Annotated in this window: 20 protein-coding genes and 1 tRNA gene; 17 read left to right on the forward strand and 4 right to left on the reverse strand. The window is 73.0% G+C overall.

Annotation, left to right across the window (positions count from 1 at the left end):
• Positions 1-963: an NAD(P)H-dependent glycerol-3-phosphate dehydrogenase gene (locus tag BLT43_RS08450; RefSeq protein WP_090111880.1), complete on the reverse strand. Its 963-nt coding sequence runs from the start codon at positions 961-963 to the stop codon at positions 1-3.
• The gene (gene tsaD, locus BLT43_RS08455) at positions 960-2051 is read right to left on the reverse strand and encodes a tRNA (adenosine(37)-N6)-threonylcarbamoyltransferase complex transferase subunit TsaD (protein WP_090111882.1); all 1092 of its coding nucleotides are present in this window, start codon (positions 2049-2051) and stop codon (positions 960-962) included. The genes BLT43_RS08450 and tsaD overlap by 4 nt, the downstream gene beginning before the upstream one ends.
• Before the next feature lie 75 nt (positions 2052-2126).
• Here tsaD and BLT43_RS08460 point away from each other — a divergent pair, with 75 nt between their 5' ends.
• From BLT43_RS08460 to BLT43_RS08495, 8 genes are all read left to right on the forward strand, one after another.
• The gene (locus BLT43_RS08460) at positions 2127-2858 is read left to right on the forward strand and encodes a uroporphyrinogen-III synthase (RefSeq protein ID WP_242652250.1); all 732 of its coding nucleotides are present in this window, start codon (positions 2127-2129) and stop codon (positions 2856-2858) included.
• Between the two features lie 83 nt (positions 2859-2941).
• Complete coding sequence (locus tag BLT43_RS08465; protein WP_090111886.1) at positions 2942-4798, forward strand: hypothetical protein; 1857 nt, start codon at positions 2942-2944, stop codon at positions 4796-4798.
• A gap of 10 nt (positions 4799-4808) precedes the next feature.
• On the forward strand, positions 4809-6347 hold the full coding sequence (locus tag BLT43_RS08470; protein WP_090111888.1) for a heme biosynthesis protein HemY: 1539 nt from the start codon (positions 4809-4811) through the stop codon (positions 6345-6347).
• Between the two features lie 42 nt (positions 6348-6389).
• Positions 6390-6465: transfer RNA gene (locus BLT43_RS08475), tRNA-Thr, on the forward strand.
• A 380-nt stretch (positions 6466-6845) separates the two neighbouring features.
• Positions 6846-8189, forward strand: coding sequence for a sodium-dependent transporter (locus tag BLT43_RS08480; RefSeq protein WP_090111890.1), 1344 nt, complete (start codon positions 6846-6848; stop codon positions 8187-8189).
• Between the two features lie 227 nt (positions 8190-8416).
• Complete coding sequence (locus BLT43_RS08485; protein ID WP_090112357.1) at positions 8417-9424, forward strand: ABC transporter substrate-binding protein; 1008 nt, start codon at positions 8417-8419, stop codon at positions 9422-9424.
• 51 nt (positions 9425-9475) lie between these two features.
• Complete coding sequence (locus tag BLT43_RS08490) at positions 9476-10264, forward strand: ABC transporter ATP-binding protein (RefSeq protein ID WP_090111892.1); 789 nt, start codon at positions 9476-9478, stop codon at positions 10262-10264.
• Positions 10264-11028 carry an ABC transporter permease gene (locus BLT43_RS08495; RefSeq protein WP_090111894.1) on the forward strand — a complete coding sequence of 255 codons (765 nt, stop codon included), beginning with the start codon at positions 10264-10266 and terminating at the stop codon, positions 11026-11028. Before BLT43_RS08490 ends, BLT43_RS08495 begins: the two co-directional genes overlap by 1 nt.
• A 61-nt stretch (positions 11029-11089) precedes the next feature.
• On the opposite strand, the gene BLT43_RS08500 is transcribed toward BLT43_RS08495, so the two are convergent.
• Together BLT43_RS08500 and BLT43_RS08505 are read right to left on the reverse strand one after the other, a co-directional pair.
• Positions 11090-11641, reverse strand: coding sequence for an ActR/PrrA/RegA family redox response regulator transcription factor (locus BLT43_RS08500; protein WP_090111896.1), 552 nt, complete (start codon positions 11639-11641; stop codon positions 11090-11092).
• 60 nt (positions 11642-11701) lie between these two features.
• Complete coding sequence (locus BLT43_RS08505) at positions 11702-12328, reverse strand: SCO family protein (RefSeq protein ID WP_090112358.1); 627 nt, start codon at positions 12326-12328, stop codon at positions 11702-11704.
• A 93-nt stretch (positions 12329-12421) separates the two neighbouring features.
• On the opposite strand from BLT43_RS08505, the gene regB reads away from it, so the two are divergent.
• The 9 genes from regB to hslV all read left to right on the forward strand — a co-directional run bounded on the left by regB (position 12422) and on the right by hslV (position 25091).
• Positions 12422-13786, forward strand: a complete 1365-nt coding sequence (regB, locus tag BLT43_RS08510; RefSeq protein ID WP_242652251.1) for a sensor histidine kinase RegB — start codon at positions 12422-12424, stop codon at positions 13784-13786.
• A 114-nt stretch (positions 13787-13900) separates the two neighbouring features.
• Positions 13901-15490, forward strand: coding sequence for a PAS-domain containing protein (locus BLT43_RS08515; protein ID WP_090111900.1), 1590 nt, complete (start codon positions 13901-13903; stop codon positions 15488-15490).
• Between the two features lie 78 nt (positions 15491-15568).
• The gene (tsaE, locus tag BLT43_RS08520) at positions 15569-16036 is read left to right on the forward strand and encodes a tRNA (adenosine(37)-N6)-threonylcarbamoyltransferase complex ATPase subunit type 1 TsaE (RefSeq protein WP_090111902.1); all 468 of its coding nucleotides are present in this window, start codon (positions 15569-15571) and stop codon (positions 16034-16036) included.
• Positions 16029-16976: an aminoglycoside phosphotransferase family protein gene (locus tag BLT43_RS08525; RefSeq protein WP_090111904.1), complete on the forward strand. Its 948-nt coding sequence runs from the start codon at positions 16029-16031 to the stop codon at positions 16974-16976. Before tsaE ends, BLT43_RS08525 begins: the two co-directional genes overlap by 8 nt.
• Positions 16973-17662 carry a nucleotidyltransferase family protein gene (locus BLT43_RS08530; RefSeq protein WP_090111906.1) on the forward strand — a complete coding sequence of 230 codons (690 nt, stop codon included), beginning with the start codon at positions 16973-16975 and terminating at the stop codon, positions 17660-17662. The genes BLT43_RS08525 and BLT43_RS08530 overlap by 4 nt, the downstream gene beginning before the upstream one ends.
• A complete protein-coding gene (gene addB, locus BLT43_RS08535; RefSeq protein ID WP_090111909.1) occupies positions 17652-20591 on the forward strand; it encodes a double-strand break repair protein AddB in 2940 nt (979 codons plus the stop codon). Before BLT43_RS08530 ends, addB begins: the two co-directional genes overlap by 11 nt.
• Entirely contained in the window at positions 20588-23962 is a 3375-nt protein-coding gene (gene addA, locus BLT43_RS08540) for a double-strand break repair helicase AddA (protein WP_090111911.1), read from the forward strand. The genes addB and addA overlap by 4 nt, the downstream gene beginning before the upstream one ends.
• Before the next feature lie 59 nt (positions 23963-24021).
• Positions 24022-24342, forward strand: coding sequence for a thioredoxin (trxA, locus tag BLT43_RS08545; protein ID WP_090111912.1), 321 nt, complete (start codon positions 24022-24024; stop codon positions 24340-24342).
• Positions 24343-24536: 194 nt separating this feature from the next.
• Positions 24537-25091: an ATP-dependent protease subunit HslV gene (gene hslV, locus BLT43_RS08550; protein WP_090111914.1), complete on the forward strand. Its 555-nt coding sequence runs from the start codon at positions 24537-24539 to the stop codon at positions 25089-25091.
• The last annotated feature ends 9 nt before the right edge of the window (positions 25092-25100 follow it).

Below are 25100 nucleotides of genomic sequence, written 5' to 3' on the forward strand. Positions count from 1 at the left end.
TCATTCCTCCTTGAGTGGTCTGTTGATCAGCGTCTCGAGCGCCTGTTGCGGTGTCAGCTCGCCCGCCACCATCCGCGCGGTCACCGCGCTGATCGGCAGGTCGAGGCCACGCTTTGTGGCGAGATCCGCCACCGCCCGCGCGGTATGCGCCCCCTCGACCGTGGTCGCGGCGTCCCAGTCCTCGTGCCGGCCCAGCGCCAGCCCGTAGCGGTAGTTGCGCGACAGCTCCGACGAGCAGGTCAGCACCAGATCCCCGAAGCCCGACAGCCCCATCAGCGTCTCTGGCCGCGCGCCCAGCGCGGCGGCGAGACGCTGCATCTCGGCAAAGCCGCGGGTCATCAGCGCCGCGCGGGCGCTGTCGCCGAAGCCCGCGCCGATGCAGGCGCCGCAGGCGATGGCGATGACGTTCTTCAGCGCCCCGCCCAGCTCGGCCCCGGCGAGATCGGTGCTGCGGTAGAGCCGCAGGTCGGGCGTCGAGAGGTCGTGCTGCAGCGCCCGGCCCGCCGCGTCGTCGGGGCAGGCCAGCGTCAGCGCGGTGGGCAGGCCGCGCGCAATGTCGGCGGCGAAGCTCGGGCCCGTGAGCAGCGCGGGCACGGCGTCCGGCACGCTCTCGACGACGATCGCGCCCTGCCCGGTCAGCGTGGTCAGGTCGAGCCCCTTGGCGCAGGCCACCAGCGTCCTGCCCGACAGCGCCCCGGCATGGGCCTCGAGAAAGCCGCGCGTGACCTGCGCGGGCAGCGCCAGCAGGATCGTGTCGCAGGAAAACAGGCTCGAAAGCTCGGAAACAGGGTCGATTCCGGCGGGCAGATCGACGTCCGGAAGCCGTACCGCGCGGCGGGTGTCGCGCATCGTCTGCACCGCGCCCTCGTCGCGCGCCCAGAGCGTCACCTCGCGCCCGGCCCGCGCCAGCGTCACCGCCAGCGCGCTGCCGAAGGCGCCGGCCCCCGCGATGCCGATCCTCATGCCTTGGCCCCCTTGCGGCCCGACCCGATCATCGGCGCGGCGGCGGCGTCGAGCGGCCAGCGCGGCCGCGCCGACAGGTCGAGCCCGTCCGCCTCGCCGGCGCGCAGCCGCGCCAGCCCGGCGAAGGCGATCATCGCCGCGTTGTCGGTGCAAAGCGCGAGCGGTGGCGCCGAGAAGGCCACGCCGGCCTCGGCGCAGAGCCCCTGCAGCGCCGCGCGGATCGGCCCGTTCGCCGCGACGCCGCCGGCCACCGCGAAGGCCGGGCGTTCGGGCGCGGCCTCGAGGTAGAGCGCCAGCGCCCGGCGGGTCTTCTCGGTCAGGATCTCGACCACCGCCTGCTGGAAGCCCGCGGCGAGATCGGCGCGCGCCGCGCGGGTCAGCCCGCCCGCCTCCGCCATCTCGGCGTCGCGGGCGCGCAGGAGCGCGGTCTTCAGACCCGAGAAGGACATGTCGCAGCCGGGCCGGTCGAGCAGCGGCCGGGGCAGGCGGATGCGGCCCGCATCGCCCTCGCGCGCCTCGGCCTCGACCGCCGGGCCGCCGGGCTGCGGCAGGCCCAGAAGCCGCGCGGTCTTGTCGAAGGCCTCGCCCGGCGCGTCGTCGATCGTGCCGCCGAGACGGCGGAAGGTGGCCTCGTCCTCGACCATCAGGAACTGGCAATGCCCGCCCGAGACCAAGAGCAGCAGGTAGGGAAACTCGAGCCCGTCGGTCAGCCGCGGCGTCAGCGCGTGGCCGGCAAGGTGGTTGACCCCGATCAGCGGCAGGCCGGTCGCGGCCGACAGCCCCTTGGCCAGCATCACGCCCGACAGCACGCCGCCGATCAGCCCCGGCCCGGCGGTGACCGCGATGCCGTCGAGATCGGCAAGGCCCAGCCCCGCCTCCGAAAGCGCCGCCTCGACGCAGTGGTCGAGCACCTCGGCATGGGCGCGCGCCGCGATCTCGGGCACCACGCCGCCGAAGGCCTCGTGTAGCTCGGCCTGCCCGCGCACCACGGAGGAAAGCACCCGCGCGCCCGCGCCGTCTTCGCGCAGCACCGCGGCGGCGCTGTCGTCGCAGCTCGACTCGATGCCGAGGATGGTGAGTTCGGTCATGGCGGTCCCGGTTGCGCCCCTGCCCTGCGCAGGTAACATCCCGGCCGGTCGCGAACAATGCCGCGGGAGGGGGCGATGGCCGAGCCGAGACTGCTGCTGACCCGCCCCGAGCCCGCCGCGCGGCGCTTTCTCGCGGCGCTGGAGATGGCGGCCGGACGGCACCTGCCGGCGGTGATCTCGCCGCTGATGAGGATCGACGCCTTCACCCCGCCGCCGCCCGACACGGCCCCCGCCGCGCTGGTGCTGACCTCCGAGCGCGGCGCCGAGGGCGCGGCGCGGATGGGCTATGCCGGGCTGCCCGCATGGTGCGTCGGCACCCGCACGGCCGAGGCCGCCGAACGGGTCGGCCTGTCGCCCCGCGCCGCCGGCGGCGATGCCGCCTCTCTGGTGGCGATGATCCTGGAGAGCGGCGAGACCGGCCCCTTCCTGCACCTGCGCGGCGCCCATGCCCGCGGCGATGTGGCGGCTCGGCTTTCGGCGGCGGGGCGGCCCTGCGCCGAGCGCGTCGTCTACGACCAGACCGCGCGCCCGCTCACGGCCGAGGCGCAGGCCCTGCTCGACGGCGCCGCGCCGGTGGTCGCGCCGCTCTTCTCGCCGCGCAGCGCCCGGCTCTTCGCGCGCCACGCGCCCTTCGCCGCGCCGCTCGCCCTGGCCGCGATGAGCGGCGCGGTGGCCGAGGCGCTCGCCGGGCTTCCGGGACCCACCCTGACCGCCGCCCGGCCCGACCAGCCGGCGATGATCGACGCAACCCTTCGCGCCCTTGCGACGTTCGGTCCCGGAGGGGCCTCGCGCCCCGGCGGCGCTTGAGGCCGCGGTCGGGCCGGGCTAGGGTCCGGTAACGCCGCGGTGACAGGGGTTTGACCGCGACCGAGGGACGGAAGGGAACGGGTTTGGCGAGAAAGACGACACGGAGACCCGGCGGCGCCGGGCCGCGCAACCGGCCGAGCGCCGCAACCGGCCGGACCGGGGACGCGTCGCAGGCCGACCAGACCAAGAGCGCCGCCCAGGCCGACCAGACCGAAGGCGCGTCGCAGGCCGACGGGGCCACGGGCGCGTCGCAGGCCGACAAGTCCAAGGGCGCGTCGCAGGCCGACGCGACGCCCGACTCCACCCCCGAGACCGACGCCCCCGCGACCCCGCCGCAGCTGTCGGAAGCCGACGCGCAACCGGACGGCGAGCGCCCGGCCGAGACCCGCCCCGCCGCGCTGCCCGAAGACGCGAAGGGCGGCTCGGAAGCCGAGGCCACGCCCGACGCGGCCACGCCCTCGGGCACGTCGGACAAGGGCGCCTCGCAGGCCGAGGCCCGACCGGATGCCGGCGGCACGGCCGCCGAAGCCGCCGCCAAGACAGGCGCGGCCGCGAAGCCGGCCATGTCGGACGACCCGAAAAAGCCCGGCACAGACACTGGCACAGGCTCTGGCACGGACACCGACAAGGCCACGCCGAGCGGCGGCGCGGCCATCTCCGAAAGCTCGGTGCCGAAGGCCGGCCGCCGGACCGGCACCACCACCACCGGCGCGCCGAAGACGGAAACCGCGTCGTCGAAGCCCGCGACCGAAGCGCCCGCCTCCGGAAGCGCCACGCTGCACAAGCCGACCCCGGCCACCGCCGCCGTCGACCAAGGCACCACCACCCGCCCCGCGACCGGCGCGACGCCCGAACCCGGCCGCAAGCGGGACGACGCCGCCGCAACCACCGGCTCGGCCACCCCGACCGGCGCCACCACCAAGGCCGACACGCCCCCGCCCGCCCGCGACGACGGGCGCAGCAAGTCCGGCGGCTCCGGCAGCGCCGTCACCGCCGGCCTGCTCGGCGGCGTGCTGGGCGCGGCGCTCGCACTGGGCGCGGGCTGGCTCTGGCTCGGCAATGCCGGGGACGAGACCGAGGCGCGGCTCACCGCGCTGGAGCAGGAGCTGGCCGCCCTGCCGCCCGCTACCGACCTCACCCCGCTGACCGAGGAGCTGTCCGGCCTGCGCGAGGAGACGCAGGGCGGCCTCGCCGATCTCGGCGCCCGGATCGACGAGGCCGAGAGCCGCATCGCCGCGCTCGAGACCCGTCTCGACGAGGGCGGCGACGGCACGCTGGCCGAGGCGGCCGTGGCCCGCTGGCAAGGCGAGGTCGACGCGCTGCGCGAACGGCTGCAGGCCCAGGCCGACGAGATCGCCGCCATGGCCGAGACCGCGGCGGGCGAGATCTCCGCCGCCGAATCCACCGCCGCCCAGCTCGAGGCCGAGGCCGCCGCCGTGGCCGCCCGCGCCCAAGCCCGCGCCGTTCTGGCCACGGTCGAGGCCGCGCTCGAGACCGGCGAGCCCTATGCCGACACCATCGAAGAGCTGCAGGCCGCCTCGCCCGCCCCGGTGCCCGAGCCGCTCGTCACCCATGCCGAGGAGGGCGTGGCGAGCCGCGCCGAGCTGGTCGAGAGCTTCCCCGAAAGCGCCCGCGCCGCGCTGGCGCTGGCGCGTCGCGAGGGGCTGTCGGGCGAGGAGGGCGGCCGCGCGCTGGGCTTCCTGCGCGACACCTTCCAGCTGCGCTCCACCGCGCCCTCCGAGGGCGGCAGCGTCGATGCCGTGCTCTCGCGCGCCGAGGCCGCGCTGCGCGAAGGCCGGCTCAAGGAGGCGCTGGCCGAGATCGAGACCCTGCCCGACCCGGTGCGCGAGGAGATCGCCGCCTGGACCGCCACCGCGCGCGACCGCGCCGCAGCGCTTGCCGCCGCCGGGACGCTGTCGCAATCCCTGACCGAGAACTGAGGCGCCGCACATGCTCCTGTCCCTGATCAAGATCCTCGCCTTCGTCGCCGTCGTCGCGGGGCTCACCTGGGGCGCGGCGCGGCTCTCCGAGGTCGCCGGCGGCGCCGAGATCGCCTTGGCGGGCTACGAGGTCACGCTCGGGCCGCTGCAGCTGGTGCTGGCGGTGGCGCTGCTCGCGATCCTCGGCTGGCTGCTGTTCAAGGCGGTGGGCCTGCTGATCGCGCTTCTGCACTTCATCAACGGCGACGACACCGCCGTCAGCCGCTGGTTCGGCCGCAACCGCGAGCGCAAGGGCTACAAGGCGCTGGCCGACGGCATGATCGCTCTGGCCTCGGGCGAGGGTGAGCTGGCGATGGCCAAGGGCCGCAAGGCCGAGCGCTACCTGCGCCGGCCCGAGATCACCTCGATCCTGGTGGCGCAGGGCGCGGAACTCCTCGGCGACCGCAAGACCGCCGAGGGCGCCTACCGCGAGCTGGTGCAGATCGACCGCACCCGCTTCGTCGGCGTGCGCGGGCTGATGCGGCAGCGGCTGGCCGAGGGCGACACCGACACCGCGCTGAAGCTCGCCCGCAAGGCCTTCGAGCTGAAGCCGCGCCATTCCGAGACGCAGGACACGCTTTTGCGCCTGCAGGCCGAGGCGCATGACTGGACCGGCGCGCGCGCCACGCTCGACGCCAAGCGCCGCTCTGGCGCGCTGCCGCGCGACGTGGCGCGGCGCCGCGACGCGGTGCTGGCGCTCTCGGAGGCCAGCGACGTGATCGACGACACCGCCTCGATCGAGATGCGCGAGAAGGCGATCGAGGCCAACCGGCTCTCGCCCGACCTGATCCCGGCGGCGGTGATGGCGGCGCGCAGCTACCTCGCGGTCGGCAACGGCCGCTACGCGACCCGGGTGATCCGCAAGGCCTGGGAGGCCGAGCCGCATCCCGATCTCGCGCAGGTCTTCGCGCAGATCGCCCCCGACGAGGACGCCAAGGCCCGTCTCAAGCGCTTCGAGCTGCTGACCAAGGCCCGGCCCGACCACCCCGAGACCAAGCTCCTGCAGGCCGAGTTGCTGATCGCGGCCGAGCAGTTCAACGAGGCGCGCCGGGCGCTGGGCGACCTGCCCGAGACCGACCCGACCGCGCGGGTGCTGACGCTGATGGCGGCGATCGAGCGCGGCCGCGGCACCGAGGACGCGGTGGTGCGCGGCTGGCTGACGCGCGCGCTGACCGCGCCGCGCGGCCCGCAATGGGTCTGCGACAACTGCCACCACGTGCACCCGGCCTGGGCGCCGGTCTGCGGCAACTGCCACGCCTTCGACACGCTGAGCTGGACCCGCCCGACCGAGAGCGAGACCGCCCTGCCCCGCGGCACCGAGATGCTGCCGCTGATCGTCGGCGCGGATCGCGGCACCGACCTGCCGACCACCGCCGCCGCCACGCCCGAGCGGCCGGTCGCCGATGCCCGCGCCGACACCTCGGAAAAGCCCGCCGTGGCCGAGGCCGAGATCGTCTCGCCCGAGCCGCCGAAACCGGCGGCGGCAGAGACCGCGACGGCGCGAAAATAGCCCTTTCGCGTCCCTCGCCCGGGTGCTAAGAGGCGCCCGGGCGCCGCTGTAGCTCAGCTGGTAGAGCACGTCATTCGTAATGATGGGGTCGGGGGTTCGAGTCCCTTCAGCGGCACCACCGTCAAACGCAAGACCCCCGGAAACCGACGGTTTCCCGGGGTTTTTCTTTGCCCGGAAGCCGCCTCTGCCCCGCGCGCCGGATGTCCCTCGCCGACATCGGCGGCACGCGCGCCGCCTGTGCGCCGCCGAAATCCGGCCTCCCGCCCGACGCGGACCGAGGGCTGCGAGCGCCCTGTGCGGAGATCGCGGCACGACCGATCCGTGGCGAGCCGCCCCCCACTTCGCCGCACCGCGCCGCATGCGCGGGAAACCGGCGATCGGCGGTGCGAAGGCCTCGCAACTGTCCCGACCTGTCTTGCCGAAGCGGCAAGAGGCTCTTAGGCGCGTCGTGACCGGCCCGATCGGGCCGACCCCACAGCAACGGAAGGACGCGCAGCGATGACGACAGACCACGCACATTGGGCCTCCCGGCTGACCTTCGTCCTTGCGGCGGCCGGGTCGGCGGTCGGCCTCGGCAACATCTGGAAGTTTCCCTACATGGTCGGCGAGGGCGGCGGCGCGGCCTTCGTGCTGGTCTACCTCGCCTGCATCGTGCTGATCGGCGCGCCGGTGCTGGTGGCCGAATGGCTGATCGGCCGGCGCGGCCAGAAGAACCCGGTCGACACCATGCGCGACCTCTCGGCCGCGAACGGGCGCAGCGGCGCCTGGGTGGGGCTCGGCGTCAGCGCGGTGATCGTCGGCGCGGTGATCCTGTCCTTCTACAGCGTCGTCGGCGGCTGGTCGCTCTACTACACCGTCGAGGCCGGGCGCGGCGCCTTCACCGGGCTCGAGGCCGGCGGCGTCGAGGCGGCCTTCGACGCCATGCTGGCCAGCCCGCTGACGCTGCTTCTGTGGCACTCGGTCTTCATGGGCGCGACCGTCGCCATCGTCGCACGCGGCGTCACCGGCGGGCTCGAGGCGGCGGTGCGGCTGCTGATGCCCTCTCTCGCGGTGCTGATCGTCGCGCTCGTCATCTACGGCACGACCACCGGGCATTTCGGCGAGGCGCTGTCCTACATGTTCGCCGTCGATCTCGGCCGGATCGACGGCTCGCTCGTCATCGCGGCGATGGGCCAGGCCTTCTTCACCCTGTCGGTCGGCGCGGGCGTGATGATCGCCTACGGCTCCTATCTCGACGAGCGCACCAGCCTGCTGTCGGCGGCGGGCACGGTGATCCTGCTCGACACGGCGATCGCGCTGGCGGCGGGTCTGGTGATCTTCCCGATCGTCTTCGCCAACGGCCTCGAGACCAGCGCCGGGCCGGGGCTGATCTTCGTCACCCTGCCGATCGCCTTCGCCCAGATGGTCGGCGGCACGCTGGTGGGCCTCGTGTTCTTCCTGCTTCTGTCCTTCGCCGCGCTGACCTCGGCGATCTCGCTTCTGGAGCCGGCGGTCGCCTTCACCGAGGAGCGCTCGCGCCTCGGCCGGGTCGGCGCGACGCTGCTGATCGGCGGGCTGTGCTGGGCGCTCGGCATCGCGGCGCTTCTGTCGTTCAACGTCTGGAGCGCGCCGCTGCCGGTCGTGGATCTCGGCCTGTTCGACGCCCTCGACGGTCTGACGAGCAAGATCCTGCTGCCGCTCAACGGCTTCTTCGCGGTGCTCTTCGTGGGCTGGTTCCTGAACCGCCAGAGCGTGGTGGAGGAACTCGGCCTTTCGGGCCTGGGCGCCCGGCTCTGGGTGGCGCTGGCCTGCGTCGTGGCGCCGCTCGGCGTGATCGCGGTCTTCCTCGCGGAGATCCTCTGAGGCCGCGCGGGCGGCGCCGCACGGGCGCCGCCCATGCCGTTCGGCCCGCGGCATCGCGGCGAAGTCCGCGACCCGAAACGACCCAATCTTCGGGACCAGCCGCAGGCTAGCGCACAAAAAACACTCACTTTTCGCGCCCGTATCGGATATCCCTGTATCAATCGGCCCGGAGGACTGGTTCTCGCCGACGCGCCGTTGGACAAGAAACGCTCCAGCAGGGAATGACCATGATACCAAGACACGTCCTTTTCGCCGGTGCCGTCGCTGTCGCGGCCGGCGCCGCCTCCGCGCAGACCGAGATGCCCTTCGCGCTCGACTGGAAGTTCGAGGGCCCCGCCGCCCCCTACACCCACGCCATCGACGCGGGCCTGTTCGAGGCGCAGGGCCTCGAGGTCACGATCACCGAAGGCGCGGGCTCGCTCGACGCCATTCCGAAGGTCGCGACCGGCGCCTTCCCGGTGGGCTTCGCCGACATCAACTCGGTGATGCGCTTCCTCGACCAGAACCCCGGCGCGCCGGTCACGGCGGTGATGATGATCTACGACAAGCCGCCCTTCTCGGTGGTGGGCCGCGTGAGCCAGGGCGTGTCGGCCCCGGCCGATCTCGAGGGCCGCGTGCTCGGCGCGCCGCCGCCCGACGGGGCCTGGGCGCAGTTCCCGATCTTCGCGGCCGAGAACGGCCTCGACATGGACGCGATCACCGTCGAGCCGGTCGGCTTCCCGACGCGCGAGCCGATGCTGGCGCAGGGCGAGGTGGACGCCGTGACCGGCTTCTCCTTCTCCTCGACGCTGAACCTGATCCGGCTCGGCGTGCCCGAGGACGACATCTCGGTCATCCTGATGGCCGATCACGGCGTCGACCTCTACGGCAACGCGATCATCGTCAACACCGACTTCGCCGAGGCCAACCCCGAGGCGGTGACCGGCTTCCTGACCGCCATCGCGCAGGGCTGGCAGGCCGCGATCGACGACCCCGACGCCGCGATCGAGGCGCTTCTGAAGCGCAACCCGGCCGCCGATGCCGATCTCGAGAAGCGCCGCCTGCAGCTGTCGATCGACGACAACGTCCTGACCGATTTCGTGCGCGAGAACGGCATGGGCAACATCGACCCCGAGCGCTTCGCCGCCGCCATCGAGCAGACCAGGACGGTCTACGAGTTCCAGAACGAGCCCGACGCGGCGGCGTTCTTCGACGACAGCTACCTGCCCGAGGGCGACGTGCTGATGCTGAAGTGACAAGGCCGGGTGCCGGGCCCGCGCCCGGCCCCCGCCACGGCGGCGTATAAGATGGACAATCTCATAGAAATCAGGGGCGTGCGACACGCCTACCAGACCGGGGCCGGGCCCCTGCCGGTGCTCGACGGGCTCGACATCTCGGTGCCCAAGGGCGAATTCTGCGCCGTGGTCGGCCCTTCGGGCTGCGGCAAGTCCACCCTCACCCGGCTGGTGGCCGGGCTGATGAAGCCCGATGCCGGCGAGGTCTGGCTCGACGGCGAGAAGGTGACCAGCCCGCGCAAGACGGTGGGCATGGCGTTCCAGAACCCCGTCCTGCTCGAATGGCGCTCGATCCTCGACAACGTGATCCTGCCGCTCGAGATCGTCGCGCCCGCGATGCCGCGGCGCGACCGCGTCGCGCGGGCCGAGGCGCTTCTGGAGATGGTCGGGCTCGAGGGCTTCGAGGCCAAGCGCCCCTCCGAGCTGTCGGGCGGCATGCGCCAGCGCGCCTCGCTGTGCCGCGCCATCGTGCACAAGCCCGACGTGCTGATCATGGACGAGCCCTTCGGCGCGCTCGACAACTTCACCCGCGAGGATCTGTGGCAGACCATGCGCGACCTGCGCGCCAAGGAGCCCTTCACCGCCGTGCTGATCACCCATGACCTGCGCGAGAGCGTCTTTTTGGGCGACCAGGTGGTGGTGCTGTCGGGCCGGCCGGCGCGCACGCAGCACATCCTGAACGTCGACCTGCCGCAGGACCGGACCATCGACGTGCTCTACACCCAGAAGGCGGCCGACATGCTCCACACCCTGCGCGACCAGATCAAGATCGCCCAAGGGCGCGCCCCGGAGGCCGCGTGATGGAGAGCCTGCGCAGGATCGCCGTGCCGGTCGCGGCCATCGCCGCCTTCCTCGCGGTCTGGGAGGCGCTGGTGCGGATCAACGGCTGGCCCAACTACGTCATGGCCTCGCCCTCGGACCTGCCGGCGGCCTATGCGCAGTTCTGGGAGCTGTTCCTCGTGGGGGCGTGGCAGACGCTGTGGCGCACCGTGGCGGGGCTGGCGCTCGCGGTGGTGTTCGGGCTGCTTCTGGGCATGATCATGGGCTTCTCGCGGGTCATGCGCGACGCGCTCTACCCGCTGCTGGTGGGCTTCAACGCCATCCCCAAGGCGACTCTGGTGCCGGTGCTGGCGCTTCTGTTCATCGGCCAGCACGACTTCAACACCGTGATGATGGCCTTCCTGATCTCGTTCTTCCCGATCGCGGTCTCGGTCGGCATCGGCCTGTCGACGCTGGAGCCGGAATACCGCGACATCCTGCGCTCGCTCGGCGCCAGCCGCTTCACCATCTTCCGCAAGATCGCCCTGCCCAAGACCCTGCCCGAGTTCTTCGGCGCTCTGAAGGTCTCGGTGACGCTGGCCTTCATCGGCACCAACCTCGTCGAGATCGTCTCGCCGCACGGGCGGGGGCTGGGAGCGCTGTTCCTGTCGGGGCAGACCAATTCCAACTACCCGCTGATGTTCGCGGTGCTGATCGCGCTCGCGGTGCTCGGCATCGCGCTCTACTACGCGGTCGTCGCGCTGGAGCGGACCTTCGCGGGCTGGGCCGAACGGCAGGCCACATAGAAGGGCCGGCATGAAGAAGGGCGCGCCCGTCGGGCGCGCCCTTTTTTCATGTGACCACCCTTCAGCGCGGGCTGCGCTTGGCGAGGATGCGCTGCAGCGTGCGGCGGTGCATGCCGAGCCGGCGGGCGGTTTCGCTGACGTTGCGCTCGCACAGCTCGTAGACCCGCTGGATGTGCTCCCAGCGCACCCGGTCGGCGCTCATCGGGTTCTCGGGCGGTGGCGGCAGCGCGTCGCCATGCGCCAGCAGCGCCTGCGTCACCTCGGTGGCGTCGGCGGGCTTCGACAGGTAGTCGGTCGCGCCGATCTTCACCGCCGCCACCGCCGTGGCGATCGCGCCGTAGCCGGTCAGCACCACGATCCGCGCCTCGGGCCGGCTCTCGCGCAGCGCCTCGACCACGTCGAGCCCGTTGCCGTCCTCGAGCCGCAGGTCGACCACCGCGTAGGCCGGCGGCGACTGCAGCGCGATGCGCCGCCCCTCCTCGACCGTGCCGGCCAGCGTCACCGCGAAGCCGCGCTTCTCCATCGCCTTGCCCAGCCGCCGCAGGAAGGCCTCGTCGTCATCGACCAGAAGCAGGCTGGGGTCGGGCCCCAGATCGATGGCCTCGGCGTTCATCTCGCTCTCCTCGTGCAGTCGCGCACAGAATTAGCGTCGCCCGCCCTGGCGTCAAACCGGTCAGCTTGCCGCAGCCACCAGGCAGGCGGTGCGCTCGGCCACTTCCTCGGGGCCGTCGTCGCGGCCGAAGAACTCGACCGTGCCCTGCCCCGGCAGCGCCAGGTAGGTCATGGTCTGGTGGTCCATCAGGTAGTAGTCCGGGTCGTCGCCCGACTTGGCGTAGTAGGTCGAATAGGCCTTGGCGGCGGCGGCGACCTGCTCCTCGCTGCCCGACAGGCCGACCATGCGCGGATGCATGTTGCGGGCGTAGTCGCCCATCACCTCGGGCGTGTCGCGCGCCGGGTCGATGGTGATGAAGACCGGCTGCGCGGCGATGCCGTGATCCTCCTCCAGCACGTCCACGGCCGCCGCGTTGCGGGCGTTGTCGACCGGGCAGACATCGGGGCAGGAGGTGTAGCCGAAATAGACCAGGCTCGGCTCGGTGATCACGTCGGCGTCGGTCACGGTGGCACCGCTGCCGTCGACCAGGGTGAAGGGGCCGCCCAGCCGGTCGAAACCGCCCGCGACGTTGCCCTGCCGGCAGGCGGCGAGCCGGTCGGCGGGGGCGAGGATGGTGGTGGCGACCAGCGCCCCGCCGACGATGACGGCGACGGCACCGGCGGCGGCGATGGCGATCGAGCGTTGCATGGGTGTCTCCGAGATGACGGCGCGCCGCATTGATGGCGCGCCGGGCCGGGACTAACAATGTCCCGGATTGACGCACAAGACGGGGCCGATCACGTGGCTGATAGCGAACTGGCGATGCTGCAGGGCCGCAGCCGCTCCAGCCGGGTGCGGCTCAAGACGCTGATCCTGCTGCGCTGGGTGGCGGTGGCCGGGCAGACCGGCGCGGCGGTGGTGGCGGTACTGGTCTACGGCCTCGTCTTCCCGACCGGCCCGGTGGCGATCAACATCGGCGCGGCGGTGCTCGCGAACCTGCTCACCGCCTTCCTGCTGCCAGAGACCCGCCGGCTGAGCGAGGGCGAGGCGGTGGCGATGCTGGTCTTCGACATCCTGCAGCTGGCAATCCTGCTGTGGCTGACCGGCGGGCTGCACAACCCCTTCGCGGTGCTGATCCTCGCCCCGGTCACCATCGCCGCGACCATGCTGCGGCTGACCGGGGTGGTGCTGGTCTCGGGGCTGGCGCTCGGGGCGGTGGCGCTGCTGTGGCGCTGGCACATGGTGATCATGTCGCCCGACGGCTTCCCGCTGGTGCTGCCGAAGCTGGCGCTGTTCGGCTTCTGGCTGGCGCTGTCGATCGGCATCGTCTTCATCGCGCTCTACGTGCGGCGGGTGACGCTCGAGATGCAGGCGATGGGCGAGGCGCTGGCCGCCACGCAGCTGGCGCTGGCGCGCGAGCAGAAGCTGACCGACCTGGGCGGCGTGGTGGCGGCCGCCGCGCACGAGCTGGGCACGCCGCTCGCGACCATCACCCTGACCGCCTCCGAGCTGGCCGACGAGCTGGCCGGCCAGCCCGAGCTGGCCGAGGATGCGGCGCTGATCCGGGCGCAGGCGGTGCGCTGCCGCGACATCCTGCGCTCGATGGGCCGGGCCGGCAAGGAGGACACCCACATGCGCAGCGCGCCGCTCGAGGCGGTGGTGCGCGAGGCGGCCGAGCCGCATCTGGCGCGCGGCCGCGAGGTGCTCTTCGCGGTCGGCGCCGAGGGCGAGGACGGCGAGAACGGCAGCCAGCCGGTGATCCGCCGCCGCCCCGAGGTGGTGCACGGGCTGCGCAACCTGATCCAGAACGCGGTCGACTTCTCCGAGAGCCGGGTCGAGATCGACCTCAGCTGGAGCCCGACCAGCGTGCGGGTGACGATCGAGGATGACGGGCCGGGCTTCCCGCCCGGCGCGATCCAGCGCATCGGCAACCCCTTCCTGCGCTCGCGCCGCCGGCCGGGCTACGAGGGCATGGGGCTGGGGCTGTTCATCGCCAAGACGCTGCTCGAACGCTCGGGCGCGGAGCTGAGCTTCGCCAATGGCGGCGAACGGCTGCGCGCCACCGGCGCGGCGGCGGGCGGCGCCATCGTCACGGTCGAATGGCCGCGACAGGCGATCGCCCCGGCCGAGACCGGCGCCGCGCCGAACCGGCCGATCCTGCCCTGAACGGGCCTGAACGGAGAAGGCCCGACCCTGCCCGTTCGGTTAAGAAGCGGTTAAGAATTCCGGCGCAATCTGGCCGGGCCCGCCAACGAGGCGGGCCTTTCCGCTGTTGTGCCCATGCCGTTTCCGCCCCTTTCCGTTCTCGTGCTGGTGCTGCTGGCCTCCTCCGCCTCGGCGGCGCTGATCGTGATGCTGGCGGCCTGGCCCCTGCGCCGCCGCCGCGCCGCCCGCGAGCCCAAAAGCGTGTTTCTCTTCGACGGCACCGCGCTGGTCGATGCCAGCCCGGCCGGGCGGCGCCTGGTCGAGCAGGTGCCGGGCGGCGCCGATCGCGATCGTCTGGCGCAGCTGCTCGAATACCGCTTTCCCGGCCTCACGGCGCGGCTCGCCGCGGCGCAGGGCGACGGCGAGTTCCGCCTGCCCGGCCGCGACGGGCTCGGCGCGATCATGGTCGAGCACTGGGAGGGGCTGACCCGCCTGACGCTGGCCCCCGGCGGCAAGGCGCCGCCGGTCGACCGGCTCGCCTTCGAAGCGCTGTGCGACGAGCTCGCCACGCTGCGCAGCATCGGCGACTGCGCGCCGCAGCTGATCTGGAAACAGACGCCGGAGGGCCGGGTGATCTGGGCCAACGGCGCCTATCTGGGGCTGGTGCGGCGCAGCGCGCCGGACGCGGTCGGCCGCTGGCCGCCGCCCGCGCTCTTCCCGGCCGAGGACAGCCCGGCCGAGGAGCGGCCAGAGCGGCGCCGGGTCGCACTGGTCCTGCCCGGCGCGCCGCGCCGCCGCAATTACGAGATCACGCGGCTCAGGCGCGGCGGCGAGGAGGTCTGCTTCGCGCTCGACGTCACCGAGCTGGTCGAGGCCGAGCAGGCCCGCCGCAACTTCGTGCAGACCCTGACCAAGACCTTCGCGCAGCTCTCGATCGGGCTGGCGATCTTCGACCGCCAGCGCAAGCTGGTGATGTTCAACCCGGCGCTGCTGGACCTGACCGGCCTGCCGGTCGCCTTCCTCAGCTCGCGGCCGCAGATCCAGACCGTGCTCGACCGGCTGCGCGACCGCAACATGCTGCCCGAGCCCAAGGATTACGCCAGCTGGCGCGAGCAGCTCGCCGCGCTCGAGGCGCAGGCCAGCCGCGGCACCTATTGCGAGACCTGGGCGCTGCCGGGCGGCCAGACCTACAAGGTCACCGGCCGGCCGCATCCCGACGGGGCGGTGGCCTTCCTGTTCGAGGACATCAGCGCCGAGATCTCGCTCACCCGGCATTTCCGGGCTGAGATCGACACCGCGCAGGCGGTGCTCGACAGCTTCGACACCGCGGTGGTGGTGTTCTCGGCCAGCGGCACCCGGCTGATGCACAACCGCGCCTATGCCGATCTGTGGGGCTGCCCCGGCGAGGCGCCCGACGGCGCCGGCATCGCCGAGGAGCTGGCCCGCTGGCGCCGCGCCGCCGCGCCGACGCCGCTGCTCGACCGGCTGCGCGACTTCGTCGGCCGCTTCGGCCCGCGCGAGGCGTGGTCGGGCCAGCTGCGGCTGACCGACGGGCGCGGGCTGAGCGGCCATTTCGCGCCGCTGGCCGGCGGCATGACGCTGGTGAAGTTCACGCTCGACGGGCCCGGCCGCCCCCGCGCCGCCCCGCCGGTCGAGGCCGAGGCCGCCGACGCGGCCGGGACGGACGACACCGGCACCGGCCCGGCCGCGGCGCGGCATGGCTGACGGCGCGGCGCGCCGCCGGTCGCGCCCCGCCGCCGCGTTTCGGCTTGCGACGCACGGCCCAGCGCCTAGGGTGCGGCCATGCAGTTCACCGCCGGTCCGATCCCGCTCCCAGACGAATCGCGCAGCCACGCCTTCGCCACGGCGATGGCGCCGTTGCTGCGCGCGGGCGACACGCTGCTGCTGTCGGGGCCGATCGGCGCCGGCAAGAGCTTCTTCGCCCGCGCGCTGATCCGCGCCCGGCTCGGCAACCCCGACGAGGACGTGCCCTCGCCCACCTTCACTCTGGTGCAGAGCTACGAGGGCCCTGAGGCCGAGATCTGGCATTGCGACCTCTACCGCCTGTCGGACCCGTTCGAGCTGCTCGAGCTGGGGCTCGAGGAGGCGATGGGCCGCGCCATCTGTCTGATCGAATGGCCCGACCGCATGGGCGACATGGCCCCGCCCGAAGCGCTGTCGCTCGACTTCGCTGCCACGAATGACGGCCACCGCGTGACGCTCTCCGGCCCGGAAGCGTGGCGCGAAAGGCTGGAGCCGCTCCTTGCCTGAGATCGATGCCTTCCTCGCCCGGCACGGCCTGTCGGACCATGCCCGCGCGCCGCTCGCCGGCGACGCCTCGTCGCGCCGCTACGAGCGGCTGGCCGCGCCCGACGGATCGACCCTGATCCTGATGATCTGCCCGCCCGACCAGCGCGCCGCGCTCGACGCCTTCGTGGCGCTGGCCGGGCATCTCGCCGCCCTCGGCCTCTGCCCGCCGCGCATCATCGCGCTCGACCGCGACGCCGGCCTCGCCGCGATCGAGGATCTCGGCACCACGCAGGTCGCGCAATGGGCCGCGCGCCACCCCGCCGACGCCGCCCCCTACGAGACGGCGATCGACGTGCTGGCCCGCCTGCAATCCGCCGCCCCGCCCGAGGGGCTGACGGCGCTGACCCCCGACCACGCGGCGGGCATGATCGCGCCGCTGTGGGAATGGTACGCCCCCGGCCTCGACCCCGAACCGCTGACCGGCGCCCTGCACGACACGCTCGCCCGCCACGCCCCCGTGGCCGACCGGCTGGCGCTCAGGGACTACCACGCCGAGAACCTGATCTGGCGGCCCGAGCGCGCGGGCACCGACAGGATCGGCCTGCTCGACTTCCAGGACGCGGTTCTGGCGCCGCCGGAATACGACCTCGTCTCGCTTTTGCGCGATGCCCGCCGCGACGTGCCCGACGCGCTGCGCCACGCGATGATCGCCCGCTTCGCCGCCGCTTCGGGCCGCGACCGCGCCGCCGTGGCCACCGCCTGCGCCGCGCTGGGCGTGCAGCGCAACCTGCGCATCCTCGGCATCTTCGCCCGGCTCGCCCGGCGCGACGGCAAGACCCGCTACCTCGCGCTGATGCCCCGCGTCTGGGGCCAGATCCGCGACGACCTCTCGCACCCGGCGCTGGCCCCCCTCGCCCGCGCCGCCGCCGCCATTCCCGAACCGCAGGACGCCCCCGCATGAGCCCCAACGCCGTGATGATCTTCGCCGCCGGCCTCGGCAAGCGCATGGGCGCGCTCACCGCCCAGCGCCCCAAGCCGCTCGTCGAGGTGGCCGGCAAGCCGCTGATCGACCACGCGCTGGAGCTGACCGAGCCGCTGATGCCGCTCACCCGCGTCGTGAACCTGCACCATCGCGGCGAGATGCTGCGCGACCACCTCGCCGGCCGCGACGTGGTGCTCTCGGACGAGACCGACCACCTGCTCGAAACCGGCGGCGGGCTCAGGAAGGCCCGGCCGCTGCTCGGCCCCGGCCCGGTCTTCACGCTGAACTCCGACGCGATCTGGTCCGGCCCGAACCCACTTTCGACCCTGAAACGCGCCTGGGATCCGTCGCGCATGGAAGCGCTGCTGCTGCTTCTGCACCGCGAGGACGCGCTGGCGCACAATGGTCAGGGCGACTTCCTGCTCGACGCCGAGGGGCGGCTCTCGCGCGGGCCCGGCTACGTCTATTCCGGCGCGCAGATCGTGGTGCCCGACGGGCTCGACGCGATCCCCGAGCAGGCCTTCTCGCTGAACCTGCTGTGGAACGACATCGCCGCGCGCGGACGGCTCTACGGCGTGGTGCATGACGGGCGCTGGTGCGATGTCGGCCGGCCCGACTGCATCCCGCTGGCCGAGACCATGCTTCGGGACGACCATGTTCTCTGACGCGGAAACCCCGCATCTCTACGCCCTGCCCTGCGGCGTCGATTTCGCCCACGGGCTGGTCGCGGGTCTGCGCGCCCGCATGCAGGACCGCCCGCCCGAGGCGATGGCGCGGGTCACGCTCTACCTCAACACCAACCGCATGCGCCGCCGCGTGCGCGAGGCCTTCGACGCCGGGCCGCCGACCCTGCTGCCGAAGCTGAAGCTCATCACCGACCTCTCGCTCGACCCGATGGGCCCGGAGCTGCCGCTGCCGGTCTCGCCGCTGCGCCGCCGGCTGGAGCTGACGCAGCTGGTGTCGCGGCTGATCGAGGCGCAGCCCGAGCTGGCGCCCCGCGCCGCGCTCTACGACCTGTCGGACAGCCTCGCCGGGCTGATGGACGAGATGCAGGGCGAAGGCGTGACGCCCGACGACATCGCGGCGCTCGACGTCACGGACCTGTCGGGCCACTGGGCGCGCTCGCTGCAGTTCCTCAACATCGTCAATCGCTGGTTCGGCCCTGACGCCGCCCCCGACCGCGAGGCGCGGCAGCGCCTGGCGGTGGAGCGGCTGGTCGAGACATGGGCCGAGACGCCGCCCGCCGACCCGGTGATCGTCGCGGGCTCCACCGGCTCGCGCGGGGCCACCGCGCTGTTCCTGCAGGCCGTGGCGCGGCAGGAGATGGGCGCCGTGGTGCTGCCCGGCGTCGATTTCGACCAGCCGCAGGAGGTCTGGGAGCGGCTCGACGAGGCGCTCGCCGCAGAGGACCACCCGCAGTTCCGCTTCCGCAACATCCTGCGGCTTTTGGAGATGGAGGCCGCCGACCTGCGCCGCTGGCACGACGCCGCGCCCCCCTCGCCCGAGCGCAACCGGCTGGTCTCGTTGTCGCTGCGCCCCGCCCCCGTCACCGACCAGTGGCGCGACGAGGGGCCGACGCTGGGCGACCTGACGCCGGCCACCGCCGGTCTGACGCTGCTCGAGGCGCCCTCGCCGCGGATGGAGGCCGAGACCATCGCGCTCAGGATGCGCGCCGCCGTCGAGGAGGGCCGCACCGTCGCGCTCGTCACCCCCGACCGGATGCTGACCCGTCAGGTCGAGGGCGCGCTCGACCGCTGGGGCCTCGTGGCCGACGACAGCGCCGGCGTGCCGCTGCCGCTGACGCCGCCGGGCCGCTTCCTGCGGCTGGTGGCCGAGGCGATGGGCGAGCATCCGCAGCCCAAGGCGATCCTGTCGCTGCTCAAGCACCCGCTCTGCCATTCGGGGCGCGACCGCGGCCCGCATCTGCTGCGCACCCGCGAGCTGGAACTGGCGCTGCGCCGCGCCGGCGCCGCCTACCCCGACGCCCGGCTGCTGCGCGGCTGGGCCGAGAAGACCGGCGAGCATGACACGGGCCGCATGGCCTGGGCCGACTGGCTCTGCGCCGCGCTCGACCTCGTGCCAAAACCGGGCACGCAAAGCCTCATCGAGCATCTCGACGCGCATCTGAAGCTGGCACAGTGCCTCGCCGCCGGGCCGGGCATCGAGGGCACGGGCGGGCTCTGGGACGAGGCGGCGGGCCGAAGCGCGAAACTGGTCTGCGACCGGCTGGCCGAGCACGCCGACGCGGCCGGCGAGATGCACACCGCCGATTACCGCTCGCTCTTCCTCGGCGTGCTGCGCAAGGAAGAGGTTCGCCGCCCCGATGACGGCCACCCGCAGGTGCTGGTGCGCGGCACGCTCGAGGCGCGGGTGCAGGGCGCCGACCTGACGATCCTCGCCTCGATGAACGAGGGCTCATGGCCCGAGGCGCCGCCCGCCGACCCCTGGCTCAACCGCCGGATGCGCGCGCAGGCGGGCCTCCTGCTGCCCGAGCGCAAGATCGGCCTCTCGGCGCATGACTACCAGCAGGCGGTCGCCGGGGCCGAGGTCTGGATCACCCGCTCGACCCGCTCGTCGGACGCGGAAACCGTGCCCTCGCGCTGGATCAACCGCCTGACCAACCTGCTGTCGGGTCTGCCCGATCAGAACGGCCCCGAGGCGCTGGCGGCGATGAAGGCGCGCGGCGCCGAGTGGCTCGGCCGCGCCACCGCGCTCGCCCTGCCCGAGCACCGCCTGCCCGCCGCGCCGCGCCCCTCGCCGCGCCCGCCCTTGAAGGCCCGGCCCGGCCGGCTCTCCGTCACCGCGATCCGCACGCTGATCCGCGATCCTTACGCGATCTACGCCCGCAACGTGCTGCGGCTGCGCCCGCTCGACCCGCTGACGCCGCAGCCCGACGCGCCGCTGCGCGGCACGACCCTGCACAAGGTGTTCGAGCTGTTCCTGAAGGACTGCATCGCGCCGACCGATCCGGCCGCCAAGCAGCGGCTGCTGGCGGTGGCGGAACGGGTGCTGGACGAGCATTGCCCCTGGCCCACCGTGCGCCGGCTCTGGATCGCCCGGATCGCCCGCATCAGTGACTGGTTCCTGCTGACCGAGGCCGCCCGCCAGCAGGCCGCCACGCCGCGCTGGTTCGAGATCGACGGCGCGTCGGAGATGACCGATCTCGGCTTCACGCTGACCGCGCAGGCCGACCGGATCGACGAGGGGCCCGACGGGCTCAGGCTCTACGACTACAAGACCGGCGCGCCGCCCAGCGCCAAGTCGCAGAAGGTGTTCGAGAAGCAGCTCCTGCTCGAGGCTGCGATGGCCCAGCGCGGCGGCTTTGCCGAGGCCGGGGCGCAGCCGGTGGCCGAGGCCGCCTATATCGGCCTCTCGGGCGGCGGCAAGATCGTGCCCGCGCCGCTGAACGAGGCCCCGCCCGAGGTGGTCTGGGGCCAGCTCCGCGACCTGATCGCCCGCTGGCAGGATCCCGAGCGCGGCTATTCCTCGCGCATGGCGGTCGAGACCACGGCGGCGATGGGCGATTACGACCACCTCGCCCGCTTCGGCGAGTGGGATCTCTCCACTGAAGTCAGCCCCGAGGAGGTCGGATGATCCGCGACGCCGCCACCGAGCGCCAGGTCCAGGCCGCCGACCCCGCCAACTCGACATGGCTCTCGGCCAATGCCGGCTCGGGCAAGACCCGCGTGCTCACCGACCGGGTGGCGCGGCTGCTTCTGGACGGCACCGACCCGCAGAACATCCTGTGCCTGACCTACACCAAGGCCGCCGCGTCGGAGATGCAGAACCGGCTGTTTAGGCGCCTGGGCGAATGGGCGATGATGGAGGACCGGGCGCTGCGCGACGCGCTCGAGCGGCTCGGCACGCCGCAGGCCATCTCGCTGCGCTCGGCCCGCACGCTCTTCGCCCGCGCAATCGAGACGCCGGGCGGGCTGCGCATCCAGACCATCCACTCCTTCTGCGCCGGCCTCCTGCGCCGCTTCCCGCTCGAGGCGCGCGTCTCGCCGCAATTCACTGAGATGGAGGATCGCGCGGCACAGCTCCTGCGCGCCGAGGTCGTGGACGCGATGTCCGAGGGGCCGGAGCGGCACCTCGTCGACGCGCTGGCGCTGATCGCGCCAGAGGGCGATCTCGACCCGCTTCTGGCCGAGATCGCGGCGCGGCGCGAAAGCTACCTCGCCGCGCCCGACCCCGACGCCATGGCGCAGTGGTTCGACGTGCCGCGGGGCATGACGCTGCGCGACTACTACGAGATCTGCCTCGACCCGGACGAGCTGGAGCTGGTCGCCGCACTTCGCAGGCACCTGCGCCGCGGCGGCAAGTCCGACGCCACCGCCGCCGACAAGCTCGACGCGCTGAACCTCGACGCCACGCCCGACGGCGACATGCTCGGCGTGCTCGAGAACCTGTTCCTGTTCGGCGCCTCGGCCGCCGCGCCCTTCGCCGCCAAGATCGACAAGTTCCCGACCAAGGCGCTGCGCGAGGCCGACCCGGCGCTGACCGAGCGGCTGAACGACCTGATGGCCAAGATCGCCGAGGGCCGCGCCACCCGCCTCGCGCTCGCCGCGATGGAGCGGACCCGCACGCTCGACGCCTTCGCCCGCGTCTTCGTGCCCGCCTACGAGACCCGCAAGCTCCTGCGCGGCATGCTCGACTTCGACGATTTGATCGCCAAGGCGCGGCAGCTGCTGACGGACCCTGCGGTGGCGCAATGGGTGCTGTTCCGGCTCGACGGCGGCATCGACCACATCCTCGTCGACGAGGCGCAGGACACCTCGCCCTCGCAATGGGCGGTGATCGAGCGGCTGGCGCAGGAATTCGCCTCGGGCGAAGGCGCGCAGCCCGAGCGCAACCGCACCATCTTCGTGGTCGGCGACAAGAAGCAGTCGATCTACTCCTTCCAGGGGGCCGATCCCGAGGGCTTCGACCGGATGCAGGAGCATTTCCGCACCCGGCTCGAGGCCGCCGGATCGGGTCTGAACCGGCTCGATCTCGAGCATTCCTTCCGCTCCTCAGAGGCGATCCTGCGCGCCGTCGATGCCACTTTCGTCGGCCCGCATCGCGAGGGGCTCGGGCAGGAGGTGCCGCACCGCGCCTTCAAGGACCGGATGCCCGGCCGGGTCGATCTCTGGCCGCCGGTCGAGAAGCCCGAGACCGAGGAGGAGGAGGTCGACTGGACCGCCCCCGTCGACCGCATCGGCGAGACCGACCCGAGCGTGGTTCTGGCCCGCCGCATCGCCGACGAGATCGTGCGGATGAAGGCCGAGGAGACGATCCCGGTCGAACGCGGCCATTCCGGCGTCTACGACCGCCGCCCGGTGAGCGAGGGCGACGTGCTGATCCTCGTGCAGCGCCGCTCGCCGCTGTTTTCCGAGATCATCCGCGCCTGCAAGGCGCGCGGGCTGAACGTCGCCGGGGCCGACCGGCTCAAGGTCGGCGGCGAGCTGGCGGTGAAGGACATCGCCGCCTTCCTGCGCTTCCTCGCCCTGCCCGAGGACGACCTGTCGCTCGCCTGCGCGCTGCGCTCGCCGCTTCTGGGCTGGGACGAGCGCGCGCTCTACGCCCTCGCGCAGGGCCGCCCCGGCCATCTCTGGCCGCGGCTCAGGGACGCCCGAGAGCGCTACCCCGAGACCATGGCGGTGATCGACGACATGCGCCGCCAGGCCGACTTCCTGCGGCCCTACGACCTGATCAACCGCCTGCTGGTGCGCCATGACGGTCGCCGCCGCCTGCTGGCGCGGCTCGGGCCCGAGGCCGAGGACGGCATCGACGCGCTGCTGTCACAGGCTCTGGGCTACGAGCAGACCGAGGTGCCGGGGCTGACCGGCTTCCTCGAATGGATGGAGACCGACGATCTCGAGATCAAGCGGCAGGCCGAGGCGGCGGGCGACCGGCTGCGCGTGATGTCGGTGCATGGCGCCAAGGGTCTCGAGGCGCCGATCGTCTTCCTGCCCGACACCGCCAAGCGCCGGGTCGATGTGCGCGAGAAGCTCTACGACGCGGGCGGGATGCCGCTCTGGGCCGGGGCCAAGGACGACATGCCCGAGCCGCTCTTGGATCTGCGCGACGGGCTGATCGACAAGCAGGAGCGCGAGCGGCGGCGGCTGCTCTACGTGGCGATGACCCGGGCCGAAAGCTGGCTGATCACCTGCGCGGCGGGCGATGTCGGGACGGGCGGCGACAGCTGGCACGCCATGGTGGCCGAGGGCCTGCGCGGCGCGGGCGCGGAAACCGCGCCGATGCCCGGCGGCGACGGGCTGCGCTACGCGCATGCGGACTGGGCCTGCGGCGATCTTCTGCCCGGCCGCGCCGCCGCCGCCGCCCTGCCCGCCGCGCCGGACTACCCGGCCGTCGACGCGTGGGAGGCCGCCACCGGACCGCTCTCGCCCTCCGATCTCGGCGGCGCCAAGGTGCTGCCGGGCGACGCCGAGGAGGGCGACGGCGAGGCGGCGCGGGCGCGCGGCACGCTGATGCACCTGCTGCTCGAACATCTGCCCGCCCTGCCGCCTGAGGACCGCGAGGCGCAGGGCCGCCGCCTGATCGAGAACGCCGCGGAGGCGGCCGATCTGGACGACCCCGAGACCCTGCTCGAAGACGCGCTGCGCCTCGTCGCCGCGCCCGGCCTCGCCGAGGCGTTCCGCGCCGACGCGCTGGCCGAGGCCGGGATCACCGCCGACCTGCCGGAGCTGGGCCACCGCCGCCTGCACGGCGCGATCGACCGGCTGCTGATCGAGGAGGACCGGGTGTTGGCGATCGACTTCAAGACCAACCGGCTGGTGCCGGAGCGGCCAGAGGACACGCCGGAGGGCATATTGCGGCAGATGGGGGCCTATGCGGCGATGCTGGCGCGGCTCTGGCCCGGGCGGCGGGTCGAGACGGCGGTGCTGTGGACGGCGCAGGCGCGGCTGATGCCGCTGCCCGGCCCGCTGATCACGGCGGCGTTGTCGCGCGCCGCGCTCGCTTGACCTCAACCGGGCGCATCCTTACCTCTGCCCTCCGACCCCAGACGCCAAGGAGAGCCCCGATGGCCACCGTTGCAGTCAACGACGCGAATTTCGATGCCGAAGTGCGCCAGTCCGATGTCCCCGTCGTGGTGGACTTCTGGGCCGAGTGGTGCGGCCCCTGCAAGACGATCGGCCCCGCCCTCGAGGAGCTCTCGGACGAGTATGGCGACCGCGTGAAGATCGTGAAGGTCAACGTGGACGAGAACCCGAACTCGCCGGCGCAGCTCGGCGTGCGCGGCATCCCGGCGCTGTTCCTGTTCAAGGACGGCCAGGTGATGTCGAACCGCGCCGGCGCGGCCCCCAAGGCGGCGCTGAAGAGCTGGATCGACGAGTCGCTCTGAGCGACCCTCACACAGACACGATCAAGGCGCCTTCGGGCGCCTTTTTCGTGTCTGCACCGGCGGGCTTCCGCGCCGGAAACTTGCCCTTGGCGCCGCATCTCCCCATATCGGCCCGGACGCGGAAGGGAGGCTCCCTTCCGCCATTCGGACAGGACGCAAGGCCCGCGGGCGACCGCGGCGCGACAGGAGGCAGGATGAGCGACGAATTCCCCGGCTGGCACGGCACCACGATCATCGGCGTGCGCAAGGGCGGCAAGGTGGTGATCGCGGGCGACGGCCAGGTGAGCCTCGGCCAGACCGTGATCAAGGGCACCGCGCGCAAGGTGCGCCGCCTCGCGCCCGGCGGCCACGAGGTGATCGCCGGCTTCGCGGGCTCGACCGCCGACGCCTTCACGCTCTTGGAGCGGCTGGAGCAGAAGCTCGAGGCGACGCCGGGCCAGCTGGCGCGGGCGAGCGTCGAGCTCGCCAAGGACTGGCGCACCGACAAGTACCTGCAGAAGCTCGAGGCGATGCTGATCGTCTCGGACGGCAAGGATCTTCTCGTCATCACCGGCGCCGGCGACGTTCTGGAACCGGAACATGACGTCACCGCGATCGGCTCCGGCGGCAACTACGCGCTGGCCGCCGGCCGGGCGATGATGGAGACCGATCTCGACGCCGAGGAGGTCGCCCGCCGCGCCATGGCGATCGCCGCCGACATCTGCGTCTACACCAACGGCAAGCTGACGGTCGAAACGCTCGAAGCCTGAGCTTCGCGT

Source organism: Limimaricola pyoseonensis, assembly GCF_900102015.1.
Classification (GTDB): Bacteria; Pseudomonadota; Alphaproteobacteria; order Rhodobacterales; family Rhodobacteraceae; genus Limimaricola; species Limimaricola pyoseonensis.